Annotated in this window: 18 protein-coding genes; 7 read left to right on the forward strand and 11 right to left on the reverse strand. The window is 41.4% G+C overall.

Features of this window, described 5'->3' with window-relative positions; genetic code table 11:
- Nucleotides 1-528: 528 nt before the first annotated feature.
- From ccmB to ccmC, 9 genes are all read right to left on the reverse strand, one after another.
- Nucleotides 529-1,200: a heme exporter protein CcmB gene (ccmB, locus tag DC083_RS02705; protein WP_109188704.1), complete on the reverse strand. Its 672-nt coding sequence runs from the start codon at nt 1,198-1,200 to the stop codon at nt 529-531.
- Complete coding sequence (ccmA, locus tag DC083_RS02710; RefSeq protein WP_229822252.1) at nt 1,193-1,837, reverse strand: cytochrome c biogenesis heme-transporting ATPase CcmA; 645 nt, start codon at nt 1,835-1,837, stop codon at nt 1,193-1,195. Before ccmA ends, ccmB begins: the two co-directional genes overlap by 8 nt.
- A 3-nt stretch (nt 1,838-1,840) precedes the next feature.
- Nucleotides 1,841-3,223 carry a c-type cytochrome biogenesis protein CcmI gene (ccmI, locus tag DC083_RS02715; protein WP_109188705.1) on the reverse strand — a complete coding sequence of 461 codons (1,383 nt, stop codon included), beginning with the start codon at nt 3,221-3,223 and terminating at the stop codon, nt 1,841-1,843.
- A gap of 5 nt (nt 3,224-3,228) precedes the next feature.
- Entirely contained in the window at nt 3,229-3,753 is a 525-nt protein-coding gene (locus tag DC083_RS02720) for a cytochrome c-type biogenesis protein (protein ID WP_229822253.1), read from the reverse strand.
- Nucleotides 3,753-4,313, reverse strand: a complete 561-nt coding sequence (locus tag DC083_RS02725; protein WP_109188706.1) for a DsbE family thiol:disulfide interchange protein — start codon at nt 4,311-4,313, stop codon at nt 3,753-3,755. The genes DC083_RS02720 and DC083_RS02725 overlap by 1 nt, the downstream gene beginning before the upstream one ends.
- A 9-nt stretch (nt 4,314-4,322) precedes the next feature.
- On the reverse strand, nt 4,323-6,296 hold the full coding sequence (locus DC083_RS02730) for a heme lyase CcmF/NrfE family subunit (RefSeq protein ID WP_109188707.1): 1,974 nt from the start codon (nt 6,294-6,296) through the stop codon (nt 4,323-4,325).
- Between the two features lie 147 nt (nt 6,297-6,443).
- Nucleotides 6,444-6,971: a cytochrome c maturation protein CcmE gene (gene ccmE, locus DC083_RS02735; protein WP_229822257.1), complete on the reverse strand. Its 528-nt coding sequence runs from the start codon at nt 6,969-6,971 to the stop codon at nt 6,444-6,446.
- Entirely contained in the window at nt 6,958-7,128 is a 171-nt protein-coding gene (ccmD, locus tag DC083_RS02740; RefSeq protein ID WP_109188708.1) for a heme exporter protein CcmD, read from the reverse strand. The genes ccmE and ccmD overlap by 14 nt, the downstream gene beginning before the upstream one ends.
- Nucleotides 7,129-7,394: 266 nt before the next feature.
- Nucleotides 7,395-8,186 (reverse strand): heme ABC transporter permease CcmC, encoded by a 792-nt coding sequence (gene ccmC / locus DC083_RS02745; protein WP_109188709.1) that lies wholly within the window; start codon nt 8,184-8,186, stop codon nt 7,395-7,397.
- Nucleotides 8,187-8,497: 311 nt separating this feature from the next.
- Here ccmC and DC083_RS02750 point away from each other — a divergent pair, with 311 nt between their 5' ends.
- The 4 genes from DC083_RS02750 to yiiM all read left to right on the forward strand — a co-directional run bounded on the left by DC083_RS02750 (nt 8,498) and on the right by yiiM (nt 12,371).
- Nucleotides 8,498-9,619 carry an NAD(P) transhydrogenase subunit alpha gene (locus DC083_RS02750; protein WP_109188710.1) on the forward strand — a complete coding sequence of 374 codons (1,122 nt, stop codon included), beginning with the start codon at nt 8,498-8,500 and terminating at the stop codon, nt 9,617-9,619.
- A gap of 12 nt (nt 9,620-9,631) precedes the next feature.
- Complete coding sequence (locus DC083_RS02755) at nt 9,632-9,925, forward strand: NAD(P) transhydrogenase subunit alpha part 2 (protein WP_109188711.1); 294 nt, start codon at nt 9,632-9,634, stop codon at nt 9,923-9,925.
- Nucleotides 9,926-9,928: 3 nt separating this feature from the next.
- Nucleotides 9,929-11,326, forward strand: coding sequence for an NAD(P)(+) transhydrogenase (Re/Si-specific) subunit beta (locus DC083_RS02760; protein ID WP_109188712.1), 1,398 nt, complete (start codon nt 9,929-9,931; stop codon nt 11,324-11,326).
- A 331-nt stretch (nt 11,327-11,657) separates the two neighbouring features.
- Entirely contained in the window at nt 11,658-12,371 is a 714-nt protein-coding gene (gene yiiM, locus DC083_RS02765) for a 6-hydroxyaminopurine reductase (RefSeq protein ID WP_229822267.1), read from the forward strand.
- 135 nt (nt 12,372-12,506) lie between these two features.
- Here yiiM and polA read toward each other — a convergent pair whose 3' ends face one another.
- Nucleotides 12,507-15,260, reverse strand: a complete 2,754-nt coding sequence (polA, locus tag DC083_RS02770) for a DNA polymerase I (RefSeq protein ID WP_109188713.1) — start codon at nt 15,258-15,260, stop codon at nt 12,507-12,509.
- A gap of 280 nt (nt 15,261-15,540) precedes the next feature.
- Entirely contained in the window at nt 15,541-16,350 is an 810-nt protein-coding gene (locus DC083_RS02775; RefSeq protein WP_109188714.1) for a sulfite exporter TauE/SafE family protein, read from the reverse strand.
- 958 nt (nt 16,351-17,308) lie between these two features.
- On the opposite strand from DC083_RS02775, the gene aspS reads away from it, so the two are divergent.
- From aspS to DC083_RS02790, 3 genes are all read left to right on the forward strand, one after another.
- Nucleotides 17,309-19,090: an aspartate--tRNA ligase gene (gene aspS, locus DC083_RS02780; RefSeq protein WP_109188715.1), complete on the forward strand. Its 1,782-nt coding sequence runs from the start codon at nt 17,309-17,311 to the stop codon at nt 19,088-19,090.
- Nucleotides 19,091-19,621: 531 nt separating this feature from the next.
- A complete protein-coding gene (gene erpA / locus DC083_RS02785) occupies nt 19,622-19,966 on the forward strand; it encodes an iron-sulfur cluster insertion protein ErpA (RefSeq protein WP_026878748.1) in 345 nt (114 codons plus the stop codon).
- Between the two features lie 273 nt (nt 19,967-20,239).
- Nucleotides 20,240-21,157: an SPFH domain-containing protein gene (locus DC083_RS02790; RefSeq protein WP_026878747.1), complete on the forward strand. Its 918-nt coding sequence runs from the start codon at nt 20,240-20,242 to the stop codon at nt 21,155-21,157.
- Nucleotides 21,158-21,159 lie beyond the last annotated feature (2 nt).

The following is a 21,159-nucleotide window of genomic DNA, read 5'->3' on the forward strand; positions in this document are numbered from 1 at the left end:
AAGTTGTCAATAGCGAGTCTCTATTAACCGATGTAAAAAATCTTATATTTTAAATGCTTATTGTAAACCCTATACTGCAAAGCCTCATTCTTGATAACTAAAGAAGTAACAATAGCCAGCTATCTCTTTGATTATTTTTAATAAGATAGATCATTATGTTACCAATTATCCGATAAAAATAGGTAACCTTTACGACAATTTTCTTGTCATAAAAATCAAATTACAGAGATTTATTCTAAAGAGTAGGCGGAAAAAGAAATATGAACAGATATAGTAAATTGGGTTTAATAAAAATGCTTTTTATGTCGCTAGCGTAGAACTTTAAAAGAACATCAAATCGCACTAAACAACACTTACAAAATGCCAGATAGAATAGCTTTCTTACTTCTTTCAACTGATGCGCCGGCATTTGAATAATGCCTACTTTGAACCGATATTACTATAAGAGCCTAAGAGAAATGATATAGGATGATTTCTCTTAGGCTCTTAAATAGATTGATCCCGAATAAAGGGCTATTAGGAAATCGACTAATCTAAGCTCATTTTAATGGCAAAAGCTGTCACAATCGGCACAAGGAGCAGCGCTACGATATCTGCACCAGCAAAAATGAGCAACAGACTATTGAGTGAATGCCCTTCTTGTAAGCGATAGATGAGCTGAACCCCCACTAATAGAATGGGCACATAGAGCGGTAATGTAATAATGCTGAGTAGTAAACCGGCCTGCCGTAAGCCCACAATAAGCGCTACACACATCGCGCCAATAAAACTCAATAGTGGCGTCCCCAATAACAGAATCAGCGCAACGGAAAAAGACTCGGTAATAGTAAAACCGAGCATCACACTTAATATCGGCGAAAAGAGAACTAGCGGCAAACCTGTTAATAACCAATGGGCAATAATTTTGCCGAGAATAATGCCATACAGTGGCGAACCACTAATCACCATCTGTTCAAGTGAGCCATCTTCAAAATCGTGTTTAAAGACACGATCTAATACTAAAATAGTGGAAAGAAGTGCCGCAATCCAGAGAATTGCCGGCGATGCGGTATGTAATACTTTCTGATTTTCAAGCCCAAGCCCAAGGGGAAAGAGGGTAATAATAATCAGAAAAAAGAGTAACGGCATCAAAATTTCAGAACGATTACGCATCCCGATTCGAAGATCCCGCATTAATACCCCGAATAATCCGCTAAACATTCGCTGTAAACCTCTCGATTGTGACCGTTTGCGTAAAAACATCTTCCGTCGGCGCTTGATGAGAGGTGAAAATAATCGCACCACCGACCTCGCAATGCGCTTTCATCTTCGCTTCTACTAGTGCAATAGAATCCACATCTAACGCCGTAAAAGGCTCATCGAGAATCCAGAGTGTTGCTCGCTCTAGCCATAATCTAGCTAAAATCACGCGCCGTTTCTGACCTGCCGAAAAATAACGAACGGGGATAGATTCTAGCGGAAGTTCGAGCGTTGAGAATACTGTTTCAAATGCATTTCGGTCTAATTGAATTCCCCGTAAACGAGCCATAAATCGTAGATTCTCCCAAGCAGAGAGATCGAGATTAAGACTTAATGCATGCCCAACATATAGAAGGGGTCGATGATAATAGTGCAGTAATTCCCGGCGATCTTCCCCATTCAATAAAATCTGACCTTGATAGCGGGCACTAATCCCGGCAAGCACCCGCAAAGAAGTGGTTTTACCGGCACCATTACGCCCTTTGAGATAGAGGGATTCTCCATTTCGCAGCGTAAAGCTATAGGGATTAAAGATCGGACGATAATTACGCGTCACCACCAAATCCGATACCGCAAGTTCAAAGTCAGGCAATTGCAAGATCTACTCCACAATATGATCTAAGGTTAAAACAACAGGCGTATCAAGTGCTTCAATCACCATCGGTTTTGCTTCAATATCACCCGCTTTCGAAATCGGATCCCCATTCATACTGATTTTTGCAGAGAGCGTCAAAGGTAATTGCTCACTTAATCCTGCGCCCGGCATTAATAGATCCGCATCGGTAATAGTCAGATTAACCGGAAATCCCCCCATTGCGCCCAATGGAATGCGCTTAGCCGCTAACGGTGGCCCGACTTCATTTTTACGGACAAAGAGATAGAGAACCGCATCTTGTGATAATGCCTCAGCTGATACCGCATTCTGTTCAATTGAAACCGCAATAGGGGTTGAAGTGGTTGCATTCTCTGCTGTTTGCGATTGCTGCTGCGATGATTGCTGCGATTGTTGCTGAGATTGCTGTTGTCCCGGCCCTTGTGCTGAATGATTCATACCATTTGCACCGCCCATTTCTGCACCATTTGTCAAAGTTGCAATCATATTGAGAATCATATTGCGATTTTCAGATCCTTCAGGATAACGATCGGCTAATAGGGAGAAGAAATACATCGACTTATCGATCTTCTGATTTTCAAATAACACTGTTCCATAATAAAGCAATAAGCTTTCATTCTCTTGATTACGCAATACGAAATTATCAAATAATCCCTCTAAGCGTTGATCAAGTTGGTAATTATTCATCGCCAATTGAATATTTAACAGCGTATAGAGCGTATTATTATTCACAGGATTTTCAACACGATAGAGATCAAGATAGGCTTTCTCTGCTAATCCTAGCTGATCCATATTCAGATAGAGTTTACCCAATAAATTCAACTCTTTAGGGTCGCTATGATGCGTTGAAGAGCTCATTAAATTTAGCGCCGCTAACGTGCCTAATAGATTATATTGAAGCGCTTCCGGTGGATTGAGATCTGCGATCGTTTCTCCCCGTTGCAATACTTCTAGCGGTGTTGATGCTAACCACTCTTTCACATAAGGCAGTGCAATTGTTCGCTGTGTATCGAGCTCTTTCGCTTCTTTGCTATAACCATCTTCCCAGAAAGTAGTTGAGAAGAGTCCGATAATCGCAAGTCCGAATATTGCAATTATCCCTTTTGAGAGTGAATTCAAACTTCTATCCGGCTTTGCTACCTCAAGAAGATCTCGCGCTAATTCTGTTTTCTTTTCATCATACTCCGCCTGATCAATCTTACCCCGTGTAAGATCGTCCTCTAAAGATTCCGTTTCATCAAGATATTTATCCCGATAGACATCCTTTAAACGCGGATATTGTTGACTGCCCTTACCCCATAGCGCATAACAGAGAAGCCCCACCGAGATAATCAAAAATAGTAATGTATAGATAATACCTAATGTAGTCATAATGCTTATGGATTCTCTTTCAGGATCTTTTGTAAACGTGATTGCTCTTCTTCACTTAAAGCTGCAACCGCCTCTGTTGTTTTCGTCGCTTTTTTACGTCCTTTGACACCGAAGACGAGTGCTAAAATCAACAGTAAAAGCACCACAGGGCTAAACCAAAGTAACCAAGTAATCGGTTTAACCGGCGGATTGTACATCACAAAATCCCCATAACGATCCACCATAAAATTGATAATCTGCGCATCCGCTTGACCGTCAATAATCATATTATAAGTCAAATCCCGCATATCTTGTGCCAGTGGCGCATCAGAATCCGCAATATTCTGATTTTGACATTTCGGACAACGAAGCTCTCGCGTTAAAGTCTGAAAACGCTGTTCATCTACCGGATTCTTAAATTCATAAAGATTCACTGAGGAAAATGCCGGTTGCAAGATCGCCACAAAAGCCATAAGCGCCATCAAAGCACTGCCCATTTGTAACCATTTTCGCAAGATAATACGCGTTTTTTGTAATCTCAATAGTGCCATTATTGTGCCTCTCCTTGATGATTCTCGCTATTAAAACTCGACTCATAGATCGCTTTTAATTCTCGATTCCAGAGATCCACACTAATTTCGCCGACATGACGATGAACAATCACGTTATTGGCATCTAAAAAATAAGTTTCAGGTGCGCCATAAACGCCAAGATTGAGACCAATCTGCCCGCTTTCATCCGCAATCGTAAAGATATACGGATTCCCTAGATCCCGAAGCCAACGATAGGCTTTCTCAGGATTATCTTTATAATCAACACCATAAATAGGAACACCGGTAGCACCAATCTCTTTCAGCGCTTCATGCTCTGCTTCACAAGTAGGACACCAAGTTGCCCACACATTTAAAAGCGCAGGTCCTTGAATATCTTCATCCGTTAAAATTCGCGCTGTAGTTCCCGGCGCAGTCACTTCATAAGCACTAAATGCCGGTAATTGTTTCCCCTTTAGAGCTGAAGGAAGATATGTCGAATCATTCCCAAGACTCATAAAGAGAAAAATTAGAAACCCTACAGCCGCAATAATGACACCGGCAACAATAGCTCGTAACATAAACGCCTCCTACGCAATATCATCTGTTTTAGTCGCTAAATTATCCTTCGCTCGACGACCTACACGATAGCGACGATCTAAAATAGAGAGTAACGCCGCCAATGAGATCACGAGTCCACCTAACCAAATCCAACGAACAAAGGGTTTAACATAAAGACGAATGGCCCAAGCATTCTCTGCACGCTCTTCTGCCATTGCTACATAGAGATCATCGAGTAAAGAGGGACGCAATGCCACCTCACTAATCGGCATCATACTCACGGTATACACCCGTTTTTCCGGATACATCATCCGTAATGGCTTGCCATTTTGATAAACCTGAATCGTTCCTTTAGTGCCTCGATAATTAGAACCTTGAATATCCTCTAATGCTAGAAGCTTAAAGCCATACTCTTGTACTTCGACAGTTTCTCCTACACGCACCAAACGATCTTGCTCATCGCTATAGTGTGAAGTCATCGTAATTCCAACAATCACAATAATTAAGCCTAAATGGCCAAGATTCATTCCCCAACGGGAAAGTGTTTGACGCTTAATCGCCTGGAAGTAGTTATCTTTTGCACTACCATTTAGTTTAATTTCAAAAATAATACCCAAGAAGACCCAGTAACAGAGTACTAAGCTTACCGATACCCATAGATCAAGGCGACCGGCATAGAGAAAATTACTGCCAATACCCAATACTATAGAGAGCAGTGCCATCATAATAAGTGGTTTTTTAATCCGCGAAAAATGATCTTGCTTGAAACGTAGTAATGGCCCAAAACCAAGTACCACTAAGATCAAGAGCGTGATCGGCACCATATATTGATTAAAGTAACCTTCACCCACAGAAATTTTACCAATTTGTAAAATATCAACGATGAGTGGGTAGAGTGTTCCTAACAGCACGACAAAACAGGCTATTGAGAGAAATATATTATTAAATAAGATACCTGACTCTTTCGAAACCAAACTTAAATGGGAGTTTTGTCGGATTTTTGAGGCTCTAAATAAGAGTAAAATAAAGCCAAAAAGAATAATAATCGCTAATAAAAAGAGAATAAATTGTCCACGTTTAGGATCGGCCGCAAATGAATGTACCGAGGTTAAAACGCCTGAACGAACAAGGAATGTACCAAGGACACTCAAGCAGAAAGTCAATAGTGCAATAATCACAGTCCAAAGGGTAAATGCTTTACGCTTCTCTGTAGCTGCCAAGGAGTGTAGTAATGCAGCCCCTAAAATCCAAGGAATCAACGACGCATTTTCTACAGGATCCCAGAACCACCAACCGCCCCAGCCGAGCTCATAGTATGCCCACCAACTACCCACAGTGATGCCAAGCGTTAAAAAGCCCCAAGCCGCTAAAGCCCAAGGACGAACCCAACGAATAGAGATGCGATCAATATGCCCCGTTAACAAGATAGCGCACATAAAAGCATAAGGCACTGCAAAACCCACATATCCCATATAAAGTAGTGGTGGATGGATAATGAGCCCTACATCTTGTAATAAAGGATTCAAATCCCTGCCATCATATAGATCAAGTGTGAGATTTCGTGCAAATGGATCAGAAGTAAAGATTAAGAAAGCGATAAAGCCAGCACTAATCCCCCCTAAGATTGCTAATGTAGTCGATGAGAGTTCTAACGGCATTTTTCGTGTGAAAAAGACTGCCGCTAACATCCAAGCAACCAGGGTAAAGACCCAAAGTAACATCGAACCTTCGTGTCCGCCCCAAATAGCGGTAATCTTATAAACGGAGGGGAGTTTAGTATTAGAATTTAAAAATACATAAGAGTAGCTAAAATCACTAATCCAGAAAAGATGCCCTAAATAGATAAAAGAGAATGCCACCAAGACAAAGAGCCAGATCGTCAATGGTCTTGCACTATACATCAATTGTGGACTACGAAGCTTTATTCCTAAAAGAGGGATAATAAAGAGTGCAATTGAGACGCCAAGGGCGATATAGAGGGAAAGCTGACCTAAGGGAAGCATAATAATTCTTAACCTTTATTGTGTTAAATCTATCTTGATAACCATCGATTCTTTACATAGAGTCAATATGGTCAATTTGTTAAAACCCCAAAATCTATCAAACAATTTAGGGGTTCTATCCAATATCAATCTTACAGTTCATTGTCACTACTTTAAAACATCGCTATTTTGAGCTTTTTTAGCGGCTTCAATCTGCTTACCCGGATGTCCTTGCGCTTCTAGCGTTGCAGCAACTTCCGGTGGCATATATTCTTCATCATGTTTTGCTAAAATCTCTTCGGCAGTAAATTGATTACCTTCGATTAACATGCCACGCGCGATAATCCCTTGCCCTTCTCTAAAGAGATCTGGCAAGATGCCATCATAAGTCACAATCACTTGCTCACCCGAACCATCAACTAAAGCAAATTTCACTTCTAAATTATCTGAACCTTTCTCTAAAGTCCCGGGAACCACTAATCCACCGACGCGAATTGTTTTCTCTAACGGAGCTTCCCCTTTCGAAACTTGCTCTGGCGAATAGTAGAGGTTGAGATTATCTCTTGATGCATACATTGCAAAACCAATAACGACAAAAGCCGCCACCACTAATGCAATAATAATCCACATGCGTTGCTTCTGTTTTGGCGACATCATGCGACCTTTTTTCGGCATTGCCGTACTATTTTGAGTCATTTCTCATTCCCTCCTGCAACATTGCCTTTTTTAAACTGCGCCCCTCTATCATCAAAGCGACGATTAAACCAATGAGACAGATTGCCACAAAACCGTAGCAACTCCAAACATACGCCGTATGTTTTCCCATGTTTAAAAGATCTAAAAATGCTGACATCTACTCTTCCTTCTCTTAAATCAACTCAATCGTTTTACTGAAAGGTTGTATCAGATACTCGCCCTACCTTCTCACTAAAACAATCTCTTTGGGAATTTTAAGAATTTTATGAGCTCTTAAAATTTTCTTAATCACAATGCTGACAACCTATCAATTCAAGATATTCAGTCAACATCTATTAAAAATGAATCTCTTATCCTATCATGCTTCCCGATGATCTGCCGGCAATCCTTGAAAAGCCTTCTTTCACTCAAACTGATCAATTGTTACTTCACCGATCTACCGGTTGTTTGACTATAGCGCTGTTCTAATTGCTCTCGATAAATCAGATGTACGCTCTTTAATAAGATATATCCTACGGTAAAAAGCCCATAAGCAACCATCATCAACATCAATGGGCGAAGCATCTCAGGAGCAAGGCTAGGCCCCCCTTCCGCGAAGATCGTACTTTTTTGATGCAGTGTGGCAAAGAGATACACCGACACCTTAATAATTGGCACGATTACAACACCGATAATCGCTAAAATCGAGATAGCGATATTCCCCTTTTCCCGATCTTCAAAGGCATTATCTAAACCAATGTATCCTAAATAGAGGAAAAAGAGGATTAAAACGGAAGTTAAACGCACATCCCAAACCCACCAAGTTCCCCAAGTTGGCGCACCCCAAATGGCACCGGTGACTAATGTAATAAGGGTATAGACTGCACCTAATACCGCTGTTGCTCTGGCAATCACTGGGAATAATTTAATTCTAAAGATTAAAAACAGTCCACTTAAACCTGCCATCACCATATATAACACAGATGAGAGAATCGCCGCAGGCACATGGATATACATAATTCGCACAGTGTTACCTTGTTGGTAATCCACCGGGGAATTAAAGAGACCATAATAGAGGCCAACGATAGCCACAATGGCACTTAGAACAAAAGCCCAAGGGATAATCTTCCGTGCAAAAGGCACGAAATACTTATAGCTAATTAACCGCTTAAATGCAGTCCATTTAGATTGACCTTTTCCTGTTGCTGGTCTCTGTTTTTGATTCTGCTTGGCCACAACAACCCTTTATCTAACAAATATATCGAATAAGATCTCTTTTGAGTGGGCATTAGTATAGCAAATCTTCGCTCCCGCACAGTAAAAGAAATTATAAAATCAAAGGCTAAAGCGACTCAAAATACGACCTTAGACAAGATTCTTTCTAAAAATAGTTTTAAAATAGAGATGTCATGGCTTCAAAATAGTTGATATAAAACCGTCATCATTGCCTCTATTGCGTTTTTAGAGCGTAAGAGGCTTACCATTTCAAATGATAAAATGGTAATATGATTTTTCATTCTTTTTTGCCACTAGGAGCACTGAAAACTATGATAAAAACCATCATTGTCCTGAAAGAGCATGATCCTCTTGAAAAACGTGTGGCGCTTGATCCGAAAAATGTTGATCGTCTTGTTAAAAAAGGCTTTCAAGTGATCGTAGCCCCCGAGGCTGGCAAGCACGCTTATTTTAGTGATGAAGAGTATACTGCTGCAGGTGCTACGGTAGAGATACCTGATTTTGCAAACCCTGCCATCATTCTTGCAATTAATCCCCCCGATAAAAAGATCGTAAAACAGTTTAAAGCAGGATCGACCCTAATCTGCTTACTCGATCCTTATCGACAAATCCCACTAGTTCAGCAATTAGCAAAAGCTAAAATCGATGCCATTGCCCTTGAGTTCATTCCTCGTATTACAAGAGCACAAAGCATGGATGTTCTCTCTTCACAAGCGACGATCTCAGGTTATCAAAGTGCGCTTATCGCGGCAGATATTTCACCGCGCTTCTTCCCGATGTTGACAACGGCAGCAGGTACTATTCGCCCCGCTAAAGTATTAGTCATTGGCGCAGGTGTTGCTGGTTTGCAAGCAATTGCTACCGCAAAACGTCTTGGCGCACAGGTTGAAGCATACGATATTCGCCCTGATGCGAAAGAGCAAGTGGAGTCACTCGGTGCAAAACTCGTTGATACCGGTGTTAATGCCGCAGGTGAAGGTGGTTATGCTCGAGAGTTAACCGATGAAGAGAAAGCACAACAAGCCGAAGCGCTTGCAAAACATGTCAAAACAGTTCATGTCATTATCTCAACTGCTGCAATTCCAGGTAAACGCGCACCGATCATCATCACAAAAGAGATGGTTGAATCGATGATGCCAGGCGCTGTAATTGTCGATATGGCAGCAGAAACAGGGGGCAACTGCGCATTAACAAAAGTAGGCGAAACTATTGAGCATCAAGGTGTCACTATCTGTGGCCCACAAAACTTACCATCGACAGTTGCAATTCACGCATCAGAGATGTTTGCCCAAAATATTTATAACTATTTGAGTCCTTTCATCACTGAAGACGGACTGCAACTCGATTCTGAAGATGAAGTCGTCAAAGATTCACGCATTATTTATGATGGCGAAGTTATCTCTGAACGTATTAAACCGCTTCTCACAGCTTAAGGAGAATTTTATATGATTACAGGATTTGCAGCGCTCTATATCGTTGTGCTTTCTGCTATTTTGGGTTATGAAGTAATCTCCCGAGTACCGGCGATTCTCCATACTCCATTAATGTCAGGCTCAAACTTCATCCATGGAATTATTCTCGTGGGTGCGATGATTGCCCTTGGTCATGCAGAAGGCGCATTTCAAACAATCTTAGCCTTTATTGCCGTTGTCTTTGGTGCAATTAATGCCGTAGGTGGTTACTACGTCACCGATCGGATGCTCGAGATGTTCAAATCTAACAAAAAAGAGGAGAAATAGACTATGGGCGCACTGCTTGTAAATATTGGCTACTTTGTAGCTGCTATTGTTTTTATCTACGCGCTCAAAAGTATGAGCCATCCTTCAACCGCTCGCAAAGGAATCCATTATGCGGGCTTAGCGATGTTATTAGCGGTTGTGATTACCCTATTTCATCCGGCGATTACAGCGCATCACTATTTTACTAACTTAATTCTGATTATTATCGCAGTCGCCATCGGTGCTGTGATTGCAAAACGTTCTGCACTTAAAGTCGCAATGACCGATATGCCACAGATGATCGCCATCTACAATGGTGTAGGCGGTGGTGCGGCAGCGATTATTGGGGCGATCGCCTTACTTCAAGTGGGTTCCCCTGAAGCAGAAAGCACCTCTAGCGCCCTCTTCTTAGCCGCCATTGGTGGCTTTATCGGTGCAGTTTCTTTCACTGGCTCTATCGTGGCTTGGGCAAAATTAGATGGCCGAATGAATAAAACCATTCGCTTTAAAAATCGTAATGCGGTTAACCTCTTCTTATTGATGTTCTCGCTACTCTTAGCGTTACTCCTAGCATCAAATGCAGAGCCTAGCTATTTTATGATCTTTATCTTTTTCGTCTTCACCCTTGCATTAGGGGCTTTAGTGGCGATTCCTATTGGTGGCGCGGATATGCCGGTCATCATTTCGCTCTTCAATGCCTTTACCGGTATTGCAGTTGCCTTTGAAGGGATTGCACTCGACAATGGTGGTCTTATTATCGCCGGTACAACGGTAGGTGCAGCAGGTACGCTTCTAACCGTTCTTATGGCGAAAGCAATGAACCGTTCATTAAGCAATGTTCTCTTCTCTAACTTTGGTGAAAAGAGTGCGGAAGAGGCAGAAATTGAAGGCTCAATGACAGAAACAGATGCGGCAAATGCGGCGATGACAATGGCTTACTCTGATCGTGTTATTATCGTCCCAGGTTACGGTTTAGCAGCGGCGCAAGCACAACATAAAGTCGCTGAGCTTGTGAAAATTCTTGAAAATCGTGGCGTTGATGTGCGCTTTGCAATTCATCCTGTCGCAGGAAGAATGCCGGGTCATATGAATGTTCTGCTTGCAGAATCAGGGATTCCTTACGAGAGCATCTTTGACCTTGATGAGATTAATGATGAGTTTAAAGATACCGATGTTGTACTTGTGATCGGCGCCAATGATGTGGTCAACCCTGTCGCTCGTACCGATAAATCAAGTCCGATCTACGGTATGCCCATCCTCAATGCTGACCAAGCAAAACAAGTATTTGTCATTAAACGGGGTCAAGGCTCAGGCTTCTCGGGCATTGAGAACCATCTCTTCTATCTCGATAATACCGATATGGTTTATGGGGATGCCCAGAAAGTGTTAAATGAGATGATTACTACGCTAAAATCACTCTAATAAGTCTTGAGTCATTAGAAGATATCGCTTTACTTTAAAAAGATAGATATCTCTTCAATAGAGCGCTAATATCGAAAGAGTTAGCGCTTTTTTATAGCTTTTTTATGATGCTTAATGACAGAAGAAAAGGACTTAAACTTCACAATCATCAATCATATAGTAAATTTGGTTTAAGAAAACTGATTTTAAGCAACACTTGCAAGATGCCGGATAGAATGGCTTCCTTAATTATTACAGCCAATGCGCCAGCATTTAAATAAGCTTATTTTGAACCGATATTATTATAATAATTCAACAACTACAATACCATTTTGAGAAAGGATGCTCCCTAATGATGACCAAGACAGAGATCAAGCCTGATCCGCCCATCGTTTCCCATCTACAGATTTTTACCGGAACAATAGTTCACTATGCGCAGTATGACGCTAGTGCCATCCGTAAAAAACCATTATTAGAGCCCCAAAAACTCACTGCTTTAGGCATTGAGGGCGATGAACAATTTGAAAAGGCTTTTCATGGCGGCGTCGATCGTGCGCTCTGCCATTATCCACTTGAACATTATGACTATTGGCAAACAGTTTTTCCCGGCAGTCCCTATTTCCAAAAGCAGCCCGCCTTTGGCGAAAACTTATCCACAATAGGATTAACAGAAGAGAATGTCTTTATTGGCGATATTTTTCAGTTAGGAGAAGCGATTATCCAAGTCACAAAGCCCCGCTCCCCTTGCTACAAAGTCAATGAGCATTCACAAACCGAAGATCTATCCTTACAGATGCAAAATAGCGGGCGCTGTGGCTGGCTCTATCGAGTGATTCAAACGGGTATGGTTACGCCTGATGCCTCGATGACGCTATTAGCAAGACCGGGATCAATCTCTGTTAAGAGCGCCATTGATATCACCTTTAATCAACCTTTTGATAGAGATAAAATACTTTTCCTCCTCTCATCCCCAGGGTTATCCACAAGCTTAACGCGCACCTTAATGAAACGATTACAAACAGAAAAAATAGAATCATTTACGGGAAGATTGTTTAAAAAAGCTTAGCCCCATTCTTAACAAAAAGGCACGAACGCAATATTCGTGCCCCTCAATGATCATCAGAACTCATCTTATTCACTAACCATATGAGTTCATTGAATTGATAAGAACTTTCAAGCTATAAAGCTAACAAGCGAGCCTTTAGCTACCTGTTTCATCCCAATTCTTACCACGACCGACTTCTACAATCAGCGGTACATCAATCTCAATCACATCGGTCATTGCTGTAATCAGTAATTCTGTTGCTAACGTCTCTGATGCAAGTGAAGACTCTAGAATCAATTCATCGTGCACCTGTAATAACATTTTCGCTTCAATCTCCGGTTTTTCACTCAATAAGCGATCTACCTTTAACATTGCTAATTTAATGATATCGGCTGCCGTTCCTTGTAGAGGCGCATTAATTGCAATTCGCTCTGCCCCTGAACGAGCAATGGCATTACTACTCTGAATGCCGGGAAGATAGAGTCTACGACCTAGTAAGGTTTCTACATAACCTTGCTCACGCGCTCGCTCTTTCGTCTGATCCATATAATTTAAAACGCCGGGATAACGGCTAAAGTATAGACTGATATACTCTTGCGCTTGGGTTCGAGAGATTCCTAACTGCTTCGCCAATCCAAACGCCCCCATTCCATAGATCAAACCAAAGTTAATGGCTTTCGCTGCTCGGCGCTCTTGGCTTGTCACTTTTTCAAGTGGGGTACGAAACACTTCCGCCGCCGTTGCTGCGTGGATATCTTTGCCTTCTCTAAAGGCCTTAATCATCGTCTCATCTTGAGAAAAATGCGCCATTAAACGAAGCTCAACCTGTGAATAGTCGGCAGAGAGTAGAATATGCCCCTCTTTCGCGACAAAAGCTTCTCGGATTCGTCGCCCCTCACTAGTACGAATCGGAATATTTTGCAGATTAGGATTCGAAGAAGAGAGTCGACCGGTACTCGTTTGCGCTTGGTTAAATGAGGTATGGACGCGCCCTGTATCAGGGTTAATATCGGCGACTAATGAATCGGTATAAGTTGAACGTAACTTCGAAAACTCCCGATACTCAATAATCAATTTCGGCAGCGGATAATCCTCCGCTAATTTTTGTAATACATCTTCCGCAGTGGACGGCGCGCCTTTTGGCGTTTTCTTAATGACCGGCAACTGTAATTTATCAAAGAGAATCTCACCCACTTGCTTTGATGAACTCATATTGAATTCTTCACCGGCTAACTCATACGCTTCAATCTCTAACGCTTTTAGTCGCTCACCAAACTCGTGACTGAGCGCTTCTAAATGCGCAGCATCTACCTCGATGCCGGCGTGTTCCATTTTTGCAAGTACCGGCACTAAAGGCATTTCAATCTCTTCATAGATCTGATATTGCCCGGTTTGTGCTTTGAGACGTGGCAAAATACTATGGCGCAACTGCAGGGTAATATCCGCATCTTCACAAGCATAGAAACTCGCTGTCTCAATATCAATTTCATCAAAAGTCTTCTGATGACGCCCTTTGCCGGCAATCTCTTCAAAGGAAGTGGTTTTATATCCAAGATAGAGTTCCGCTAAGGCATCCATATTATGACGATTACCAGTAGGATCTAAAATATAGCTCGCCAACATCGTATCATCGGCAATACCTTGTACTTCGATCCCATAACGCTTCAAAATATGCCAATCAAATTTAGCATTCTGCCCTACCTTTAAAATCGCGGGATCTTCCAAAATCGGCTTTAGACGAGAAATCACCTCATCAACACTCAGAGGATTCTCTAAACCGGCCTGTTTCAACGGAATATAGACCGCATATCCCGGCGCTACTGACAGTGAAATCCCCACTAAAGCAGAGCGCATAAACTCTAGCCCATCTGTTTCTGTATCAAAGGCCAGTAGTGCACTTTCCGGCACCAATGCTAGAAAAGCCTCTAACTCGGCTATTGTAGTAATCGTTTGATACTCTCGAGTTGCCGGCACCTGTGGGTTGACCCACTCTTCACTGCTGACTGTACTATCACTGGCTTTTGCAGTTGGCGGTACAAAGCCCTCATCAACCATATCTCCTTTCTCAAGCTCCGCTAATAACTGCCGGAAACCAAGCTCCTGATAAATGGATTGTAATCGTTCGGTAAAACGATCTTTCGGCGTTAACTCTTCTACTTTAAAAGGGAGAGATGCTTCGGTATAGAGCGTTGTTAATTTTTTAGAAAGCGCTAAGACATCTAAGCTCTCCCGTAATCGCTCCCCGACTTTTCCTTTAATCTTTTCAGCATTCTCAACAATCCCCTCGAGCGATCCCCATTCGTGAATCCACTTTGCCGCAGTCTTAGGTCCCACACCTTGAACGCCGGGAATATTATCGGCACTATCCCCCATCAATGAGAGATAATCGCGTACTTGCTCGGGATAAACGCCATATTTTGCAAAAACCTCTTCCCGGCCAAGCATCTCATTTTTCATTCCGTCATACATATTGATGACGCCATCTTCCACAAGTTGCGCTAAATCTTTATCACTCGAAGCGATAATCGTCCGGATCCCTTTTGATTTTGCTTCCACTGCAAGTGTTGCAATCACATCATCGGCTTCAATGCCGGGAATTGAGATACGGGGATAACCCATCAGATCGATAATCTCAAAGAGCGGTTCAATCTGTGCCCGTAGATCATCCGGCATCGGCGGACGATGTGCTTTATACTCTTCAAACAGATCATTCCGAAAACTCTTACCGCTTGCGTCAAAGATCACACCGAGATAATCCGGTCGAAATTCCCGCATCAATTTCTCAAACATATTAATCACCCCCCGAATCGCCCCCGTTGGTCGGCCATCTGGGCTTTTAAGCGGTGGAAGCGCGTGGAAGGCACGAAAGAGGAAGTTAGAGCCATCAATGACTAAGAATGTTTTCGACATAGTGATTATTAACCTTTATACAAGTATCCGAATGGATCTGAACAGATTTCAAGACCCTATTTCAAGAAAATAAATGACTTTAATTATAATACAAAAAAGCGAGGAACTCGCCCCGCTTCTTATCTGCTTATTCATTGATTCGATTTATGCGTCCTCTCTGCCTCAAATTTCCACATTTCGAATCCCTACACTAATAAGACATCCACTTATGCGGTTCTAACGCTTTGCGCTTGTGCTATCGAATAAAAATCTAGCGCCATATCTTTTTAACCAATAAATTTTAACCAATAAAATTATTGTAAATAAAGACCAATAGAATCAATGTTAAAAAGCCGGCAAAGATCTGCCGAATACGTTTTACCGGCAGAATATAGACTAACTTCGCGCCAAGCGGTGCGAAAATAAAACTCGTGATCGATAAGCCTATCACCGCAGGAAGATAGATAAATCCAAGAGAATGATCTGGCGTATCCGCGACATTCCAACCTGTTACTAAGGCACTCAGCGCACCGGCACACGCCATTAACATTCCAACAGCAGAAGAAGAGGCAATAGCGTTTTTCATTTTATAACCGATTTTACTTAAAACCGGTACAATCATCACTCCTCCACCGATACCGACGAAACTTGAGATAAAGCCAATAACACTCCCGACTAAGAGGTAGAGCGGTTTTGCAAAGGGAATCATTTGATCGGCTTCTTTTTTAGACGCGCCTCGCACCATATTGAAAATGGTATAAGCCAAAAAAACACAGAAGAAAAGTTGTAGTACTAAATTATTAAGGCGACTCACGACAAGACTACCGAGCGCCACGCCTATCATTGCCCCAATCCCTAATAAAAATACTACAGACCAAACGACAGAACCCCGGCGTTGGTGTGCAATGACTGAAGAGAGGCTTGTAATACCAACGACAGCAAAAGAGGAACCTAATGCGATTTTCATTACCAAATCAGGATCAACCCCAATTGAGACTAAGAAAAAGACGACCGTCGGCACGACAACTGTACCGCCACCAACCCCTAAAAGGCCTGAGATAATCCCGATCACACAACCTAATAGTAGAAAAACAACTAACTCAATCCCCATTGTGAAATATCCTTATTTTTATTCTTATGTGCTTATGTATCTATGTGCTTTATCGCAATCAAGGACGCTCGCAATAAATAGCATTACCTACTTCTAGTTATCTGCTTTTAGTGATCTACTTATGAATACTATACATTAACAATCTGATAATGATTTTATCTCATACAGTAGTCACAATTTACAGCGATCTTTAATCCGATAATCAATCTCTCTGAGCAATAATGCCTCAATCTTATTTTAAAAGATAGCCCGAGAATGATCTGCACCTTTCTCACAAAATTCATAACAACAATCTCAAAATAGCAAATAGCACTATTTAAGAGCAATTAGCCCCTTTTATTGAGCGCTCATTTGATATTTATCTAAATACATTCGTCAAAAAAATTTGCATTTATAGAATAAATACGCTAATCATAAAGGTGTCAGCGTTATCAAATTTTGTGTTTAGATTGATAATAACTATGAAATAAAAGCATCACCACAATCTAAACATAAACAAAGGAGGGCTAAGCCTAAGAGGAAAAATATCCTCACAGCTTAGTAAAATATGGTGAGTAGTATCGCCTCTAATAATAAATATATAAATCAATAGAGGACAGATAGGCTTTAAATCTAGGAACCTACGTTTATTACAAAGGTTTCACTGCGAATCAACGTAGGTTCCTAGACTATTATTCAAGATCACTCTGCGATAAATGGTATGCGGATCACAATCTAAAATCCCCCCTTTATTCGAGAGTCGATCTTGAAGGGGCTAAACGGGGATTAAGATCTATAAGATCTTCTGCATTCACCCTTTTTCCTAAAGACAACTCTTTCACATATCTTCCTCTGAAAGTTTCCGCAAAATGTCTTATAATAATCTCATTTGCTTTTCAAATTATTCAATTATAATTTACCCTTTTATTTGCCCCTTGATTGGGGAATATTTAGATTCATTTTTAAGGACAACAACATTATGCGATCACATTATTGCGGATTAGTGAACGAAGATCTTATTGGCAAAACCGTTACCCTCTCTGGTTGGGTACATCGTCGCCGTGACCACGGTGGGATTATCTTTGTCGATCTTCGAGATAGAGAAGGTATTGTGCAAGTGGTTATCGACCCTGCACTATTATCAACCCCTTTTGCTGAAGCCGAAAAGATTCGTAATGAATATGTCATCAAAATCGAAGGCGAAGTGATTGCTCGCCCTGAAGGAATGATCAACGAGAATATCGTTTCGGGAAAAATCGAAGTCGTTGCCAAGCAACTTGAGATCCTCAATAGCTCAGCGCCTCTTCCGTTCCAATTAGGGGATGATAAAACCTCTGAAGAAGTTCGTCTCAAATATCGTTATCTTGATCTACGGGATAACAGAATGCATCAAAACATTATGTTGCGTTCAAAAGTGACCCGCTATATCCGTCAAGCGCTTGATGAGCAAGGTTTCCTCGATATCGAAACACCTTTCTTAACTAAAGCAACACCTGAAGGGGCGCGTGACTATGTTGTTCCCTCTCGTGTACATCACGGCGAATTTTTTGCACTCCCACAAAGCCCACAGCTCTTCAAACAGCTACTGATGGTCAGTGGTTTTGATCGCTACTATCAGATCGTCCGTTGTTTCCGCGATGAAGACCTCCGTGCAGATCGTCAACCTGAATTCACCCAAGTGGATATCGAAACCTCATTCCTCTCCTCCGATGAGATTATGGATATTGCCGAGAAGATGATCCGCAATGTATTCCAAGAATCAATCAATGTGGATCTTGGAGATAATTTCCCACGTATGACTTGGCACGAAGCGATGGCTCGCTTTGGTTCAGATAAACCTGATCTTCGTATTCCACTTGAGTTTACTGAAGTCACAGAATTGATGAAAGGTTGTGATTTTAAAGTCTTTAAGGAAGCGGCAAATCGTGAAGGTGGTCGTGTAGTTGCCCTCAATATCCCGGGCGCTTCTGATCAATTTACTCGTCGTCATATTGATGAATACACAGATTTCGTAGGTCGTTATGGCGCAAAAGGTCTGGCTTATATTCGTGTCAATGATATTGCTGCAGGTCGTGACGGCTTACAATCACCGATTGTGAAATTCTTAGATGATGCAACATTAACGGAATTACTCAAAGCGACGAACGCCCAAAATAATGACATTATCTTCTTCGGTGCTGATAAAGCCACTGTTGTGAATGATGCAATCGGCGCATTACGGGTTAAAATTGGTAAAGATCTTAACCTACTGACTTGCAAATGGGCACCTATGTGGGTTGTTGACTTCCCAATGTTTGAATATGATGAAGACGCAAAACGCTATGTGGCGGTGCATCATCCATTTACAACACCAAAAACAGGCATTGAATCATTAACAGATCCTGCTAATGCCATTGCCAATGCTTATGACCTTGTTTTAAACGGCACAGAGCTCGGCGGCGGTTCAATTCGTATCTTCAAACACGACGTGCAGATGAAAGTCTTTGAACTTCTCGGCATTGATAAAGCAGAAGCGGAAGAGAAATTTGGCTTCCTCTTAGATGCGCTTAAATATGGTGCACCTCCTCACGGTGGTATTGCTTTTGGTCTTGACCGTCTAGTAATGTTAATGGCAGAGCAAAACTCTATTCGTGACGTAATCGCATTCCCGAAAACACAATCGGCAGCTTGTCTCTTAACCGATGCTCCGGCACATATTAGCCAAGCGCAGTTAGATGAATTAGCCATTGCAGTTGTTCCAGATGAAGAAGAGAGCAAATAGCATCCTTTAGTGTCATCGATATAAGATACAAGTAATATCTCAATCTTATAAGAATGGCATAACTATAAAAGCTATATAAGAGTTCTATAAAAGCAACATAACAACAAGCAATATAAGAGATACCAACAGTTTTAAATGCTGTTGGTATTTTTTTGCTCTAATTGACAGAGCCTACTTAAAGCACAACAGATAGTAATATCGGTTCAAAATAAGTTGATTCAAATGCTGGCGTATCGGCTGATCGAAACAAGGAAGCGGTTCTATCCCGCATCTTGCAAGAGCTGGTCAGTCAGGTTTTATCTTCTTTTAAAACCATACAAAAGCTGTTTTAAAAGCCATTTTTCTTAAACTGAATTTACTATACAACACAACCATAAAAACAGACTCTCCTACTGTTTCTAACAAGAACACCATTTTGTAGCACCCTATTATCGAGGATCATTACAAATGCCGGCAAAAGTATCCCGAAGAATTGAAATCTAAGCTATAATAGAAGACAAATTTGAACTATTTTCATTCAAGGAGAACACTATGTCGATGATCGATGATACAGGCATTAATTTCACAGATTCAGCAGCACTTAAAGTGAAAAGCCTAATTGAACAAGAAGGTGATCCGTCACTGAAACTTCGCGTCTATATTCAAGGGGGCGGTTGCTCAGGTTTCCAATATGGTTTTGCATTTGCCAATGAAGTCGAAGAAGGTGATGTAGAAGTGGTCAATCAAGAAGTGACGCTTTTAGTTGATCCATTAAGCTATCAATATTTAGTCGGCGCAGAGATCGATTATGTGAATGATCTTCAAGGCGAGCAATTTGTGATTCGTAACCCTAATGCAACGACAACTTGTGGCTGTGGTAACTCATTTAGTGCCTAATCAACACAGATTGAATACCCACTAAGATCACTGCTTTATTCATTAATAATGAGTAGAATCACTAAATTGATCATTTAAGCATTACTCTCAATATTTATTAAAAATCAATATTATTATTTTAATGATAATATTCTATTTTTTGATAAAATCTCTTCCCTATTGTTCGTAATATTCTTTATACTAACAATTGGAGATAAAACACCTATCTCACTGAAAGATGTAGGTGTTTTTTCAATACCCTGTTTTAGGCAATTAAAAGGATATTAATTCATTATGAGTACAGGTATGATTTTAGTCTTGATCATCGCGGCTATTGCCGTCTTAATGATCTTTTTGGGAATCAAGATGGTTCCTCAAGGTAGTGAATATACCGTTGAACGCTTCGGTCGCTACCGGAAAACGATTACACCGGGGATCTCTTTTATCGTGCCATTTTTTGATCGTATTGGTCATAAAATCAATATGATGGAGAATGTTGCCGATGTTCCCTCTCAAGCGGTGATCACCAAAGATAACGCAATGGTACGCGTCGATGGCGTTGTCTTCTTTCAAATTAACGATGCTGCACGAGCAGCTTATGCTGTGAATAATTTAGGTTCAGCGATCCTCAATCTCACAATGACCAATATCCGTACTGTAATGGGGTCTATGGATCTTGATGAGCTACTCTCAAAACGAGATGAGATCAATGCAAGCCTCTTAGCAGTCGTCGATCACGCGACAGAACCGTGGGGCGTTAAAGTCACTCGTATTGAGATTAAAGATATTGAACCCCCTAAAGATCTCGTGGATTCAATGGCGAAACAGATGAAAGCTGAGCGGGAAAAACGGGCTGCAATCTTAGAAGCACAAGGAATTCGAGAAGCAGAGATTCTCAAATCAGAAGGGGAGAAACAATCTGCCATTCTAGCGGCTGAAGGTAAAAAGCAAGCGGCGATTTTAGAAGCAGAAGCGAGAGAGCGTTTAGCAGAAGCGGAAGCAAATGCGACACTGATGGTTTCTCAAGCAATTAGAGAGGGCGATATTCAAGCCGTCAACTACTTCGTTGCACAGAAATATGTAGAAGCTTTTGGCAAAATTGCTGAGAGTGATAATGGCAAGATCATTATGATGCCAATGGAATCTGCAAGCGTGGTAGGTTCTATTGCAGGTATCGCTGAATTAGTTAAAAATGCAGGTAAGGAGTCGTAATA

This window comes from Ignatzschineria ureiclastica (assembly GCF_003121845.1).
Classification (GTDB): domain Bacteria; phylum Pseudomonadota; class Gammaproteobacteria; order Cardiobacteriales; family Wohlfahrtiimonadaceae; genus Ignatzschineria; species Ignatzschineria ureiclastica.

What these genes read in the sequence shown, in the direction of transcription:
- DC083_RS02725 (WP_109188706.1), bottom strand. Translation starts at nt 4,313, where the DNA reads ATGTTACGAGCTATTGTTGCCGGTGTCATTATTGCGGCTGTAGGGTTT.
- DC083_RS02750 (WP_109188710.1), top strand. Translation starts at nt 8,498, where the DNA reads ATGATAAAAACCATCATTGTCCTGAAAGAGCATGATCCTCTTGAAAAA.
- DC083_RS02755 (WP_109188711.1), top strand. Translation starts at nt 9,632, where the DNA reads ATGATTACAGGATTTGCAGCGCTCTATATCGTTGTGCTTTCTGCTATT.
- polA (WP_109188713.1), bottom strand. Translation starts at nt 15,260, where the DNA reads ATGTCGAAAACATTCTTAGTCATTGATGGCTCTAACTTCCTCTTTCGT.
- DC083_RS02775 (WP_109188714.1), bottom strand. Translation starts at nt 16,350, where the DNA reads ATGGGGATTGAGTTAGTTGTTTTTCTACTATTAGGTTGTGTGATCGGG.
- DC083_RS02790 (WP_026878747.1), top strand. Translation starts at nt 20,240, where the DNA reads ATGAGTACAGGTATGATTTTAGTCTTGATCATCGCGGCTATTGCCGTC.
- DC083_RS02730 (WP_109188707.1), bottom strand. Translation starts at nt 6,296, where the DNA reads ATGCTTCCCTTAGGTCAGCTTTCCCTCTATATCGCCCTTGGCGTCTCA.
- ccmI (WP_109188705.1), bottom strand. Translation starts at nt 3,223, where the DNA reads ATGACTACATTAGGTATTATCTATACATTACTATTTTTGATTATCTCG.
- erpA (WP_026878748.1), top strand. Translation starts at nt 19,622, where the DNA reads ATGTCGATGATCGATGATACAGGCATTAATTTCACAGATTCAGCAGCA.
- ccmB (WP_109188704.1), bottom strand. Translation starts at nt 1,200, where the DNA reads ATGTTTAGCGGATTATTCGGGGTATTAATGCGGGATCTTCGAATCGGG.
- aspS (WP_109188715.1), top strand. Translation starts at nt 17,309, where the DNA reads ATGCGATCACATTATTGCGGATTAGTGAACGAAGATCTTATTGGCAAA.
- DC083_RS02720 (WP_229822253.1), bottom strand. Translation starts at nt 3,753, where the DNA reads ATGGCACTATTGAGATTACAAAAAACGCGTATTATCTTGCGAAAATGG.
- DC083_RS02760 (WP_109188712.1), top strand. Translation starts at nt 9,929, where the DNA reads ATGGGCGCACTGCTTGTAAATATTGGCTACTTTGTAGCTGCTATTGTT.
- yiiM (WP_229822267.1), top strand. Translation starts at nt 11,658, where the DNA reads ATGATGACCAAGACAGAGATCAAGCCTGATCCGCCCATCGTTTCCCAT.
- ccmE (WP_229822257.1), bottom strand. Translation starts at nt 6,971, where the DNA reads ATGACTCAAAATAGTACGGCAATGCCGAAAAAAGGTCGCATGATGTCG.
- ccmD (WP_109188708.1), bottom strand. Translation starts at nt 7,128, where the DNA reads ATGTCAGCATTTTTAGATCTTTTAAACATGGGAAAACATACGGCGTAT.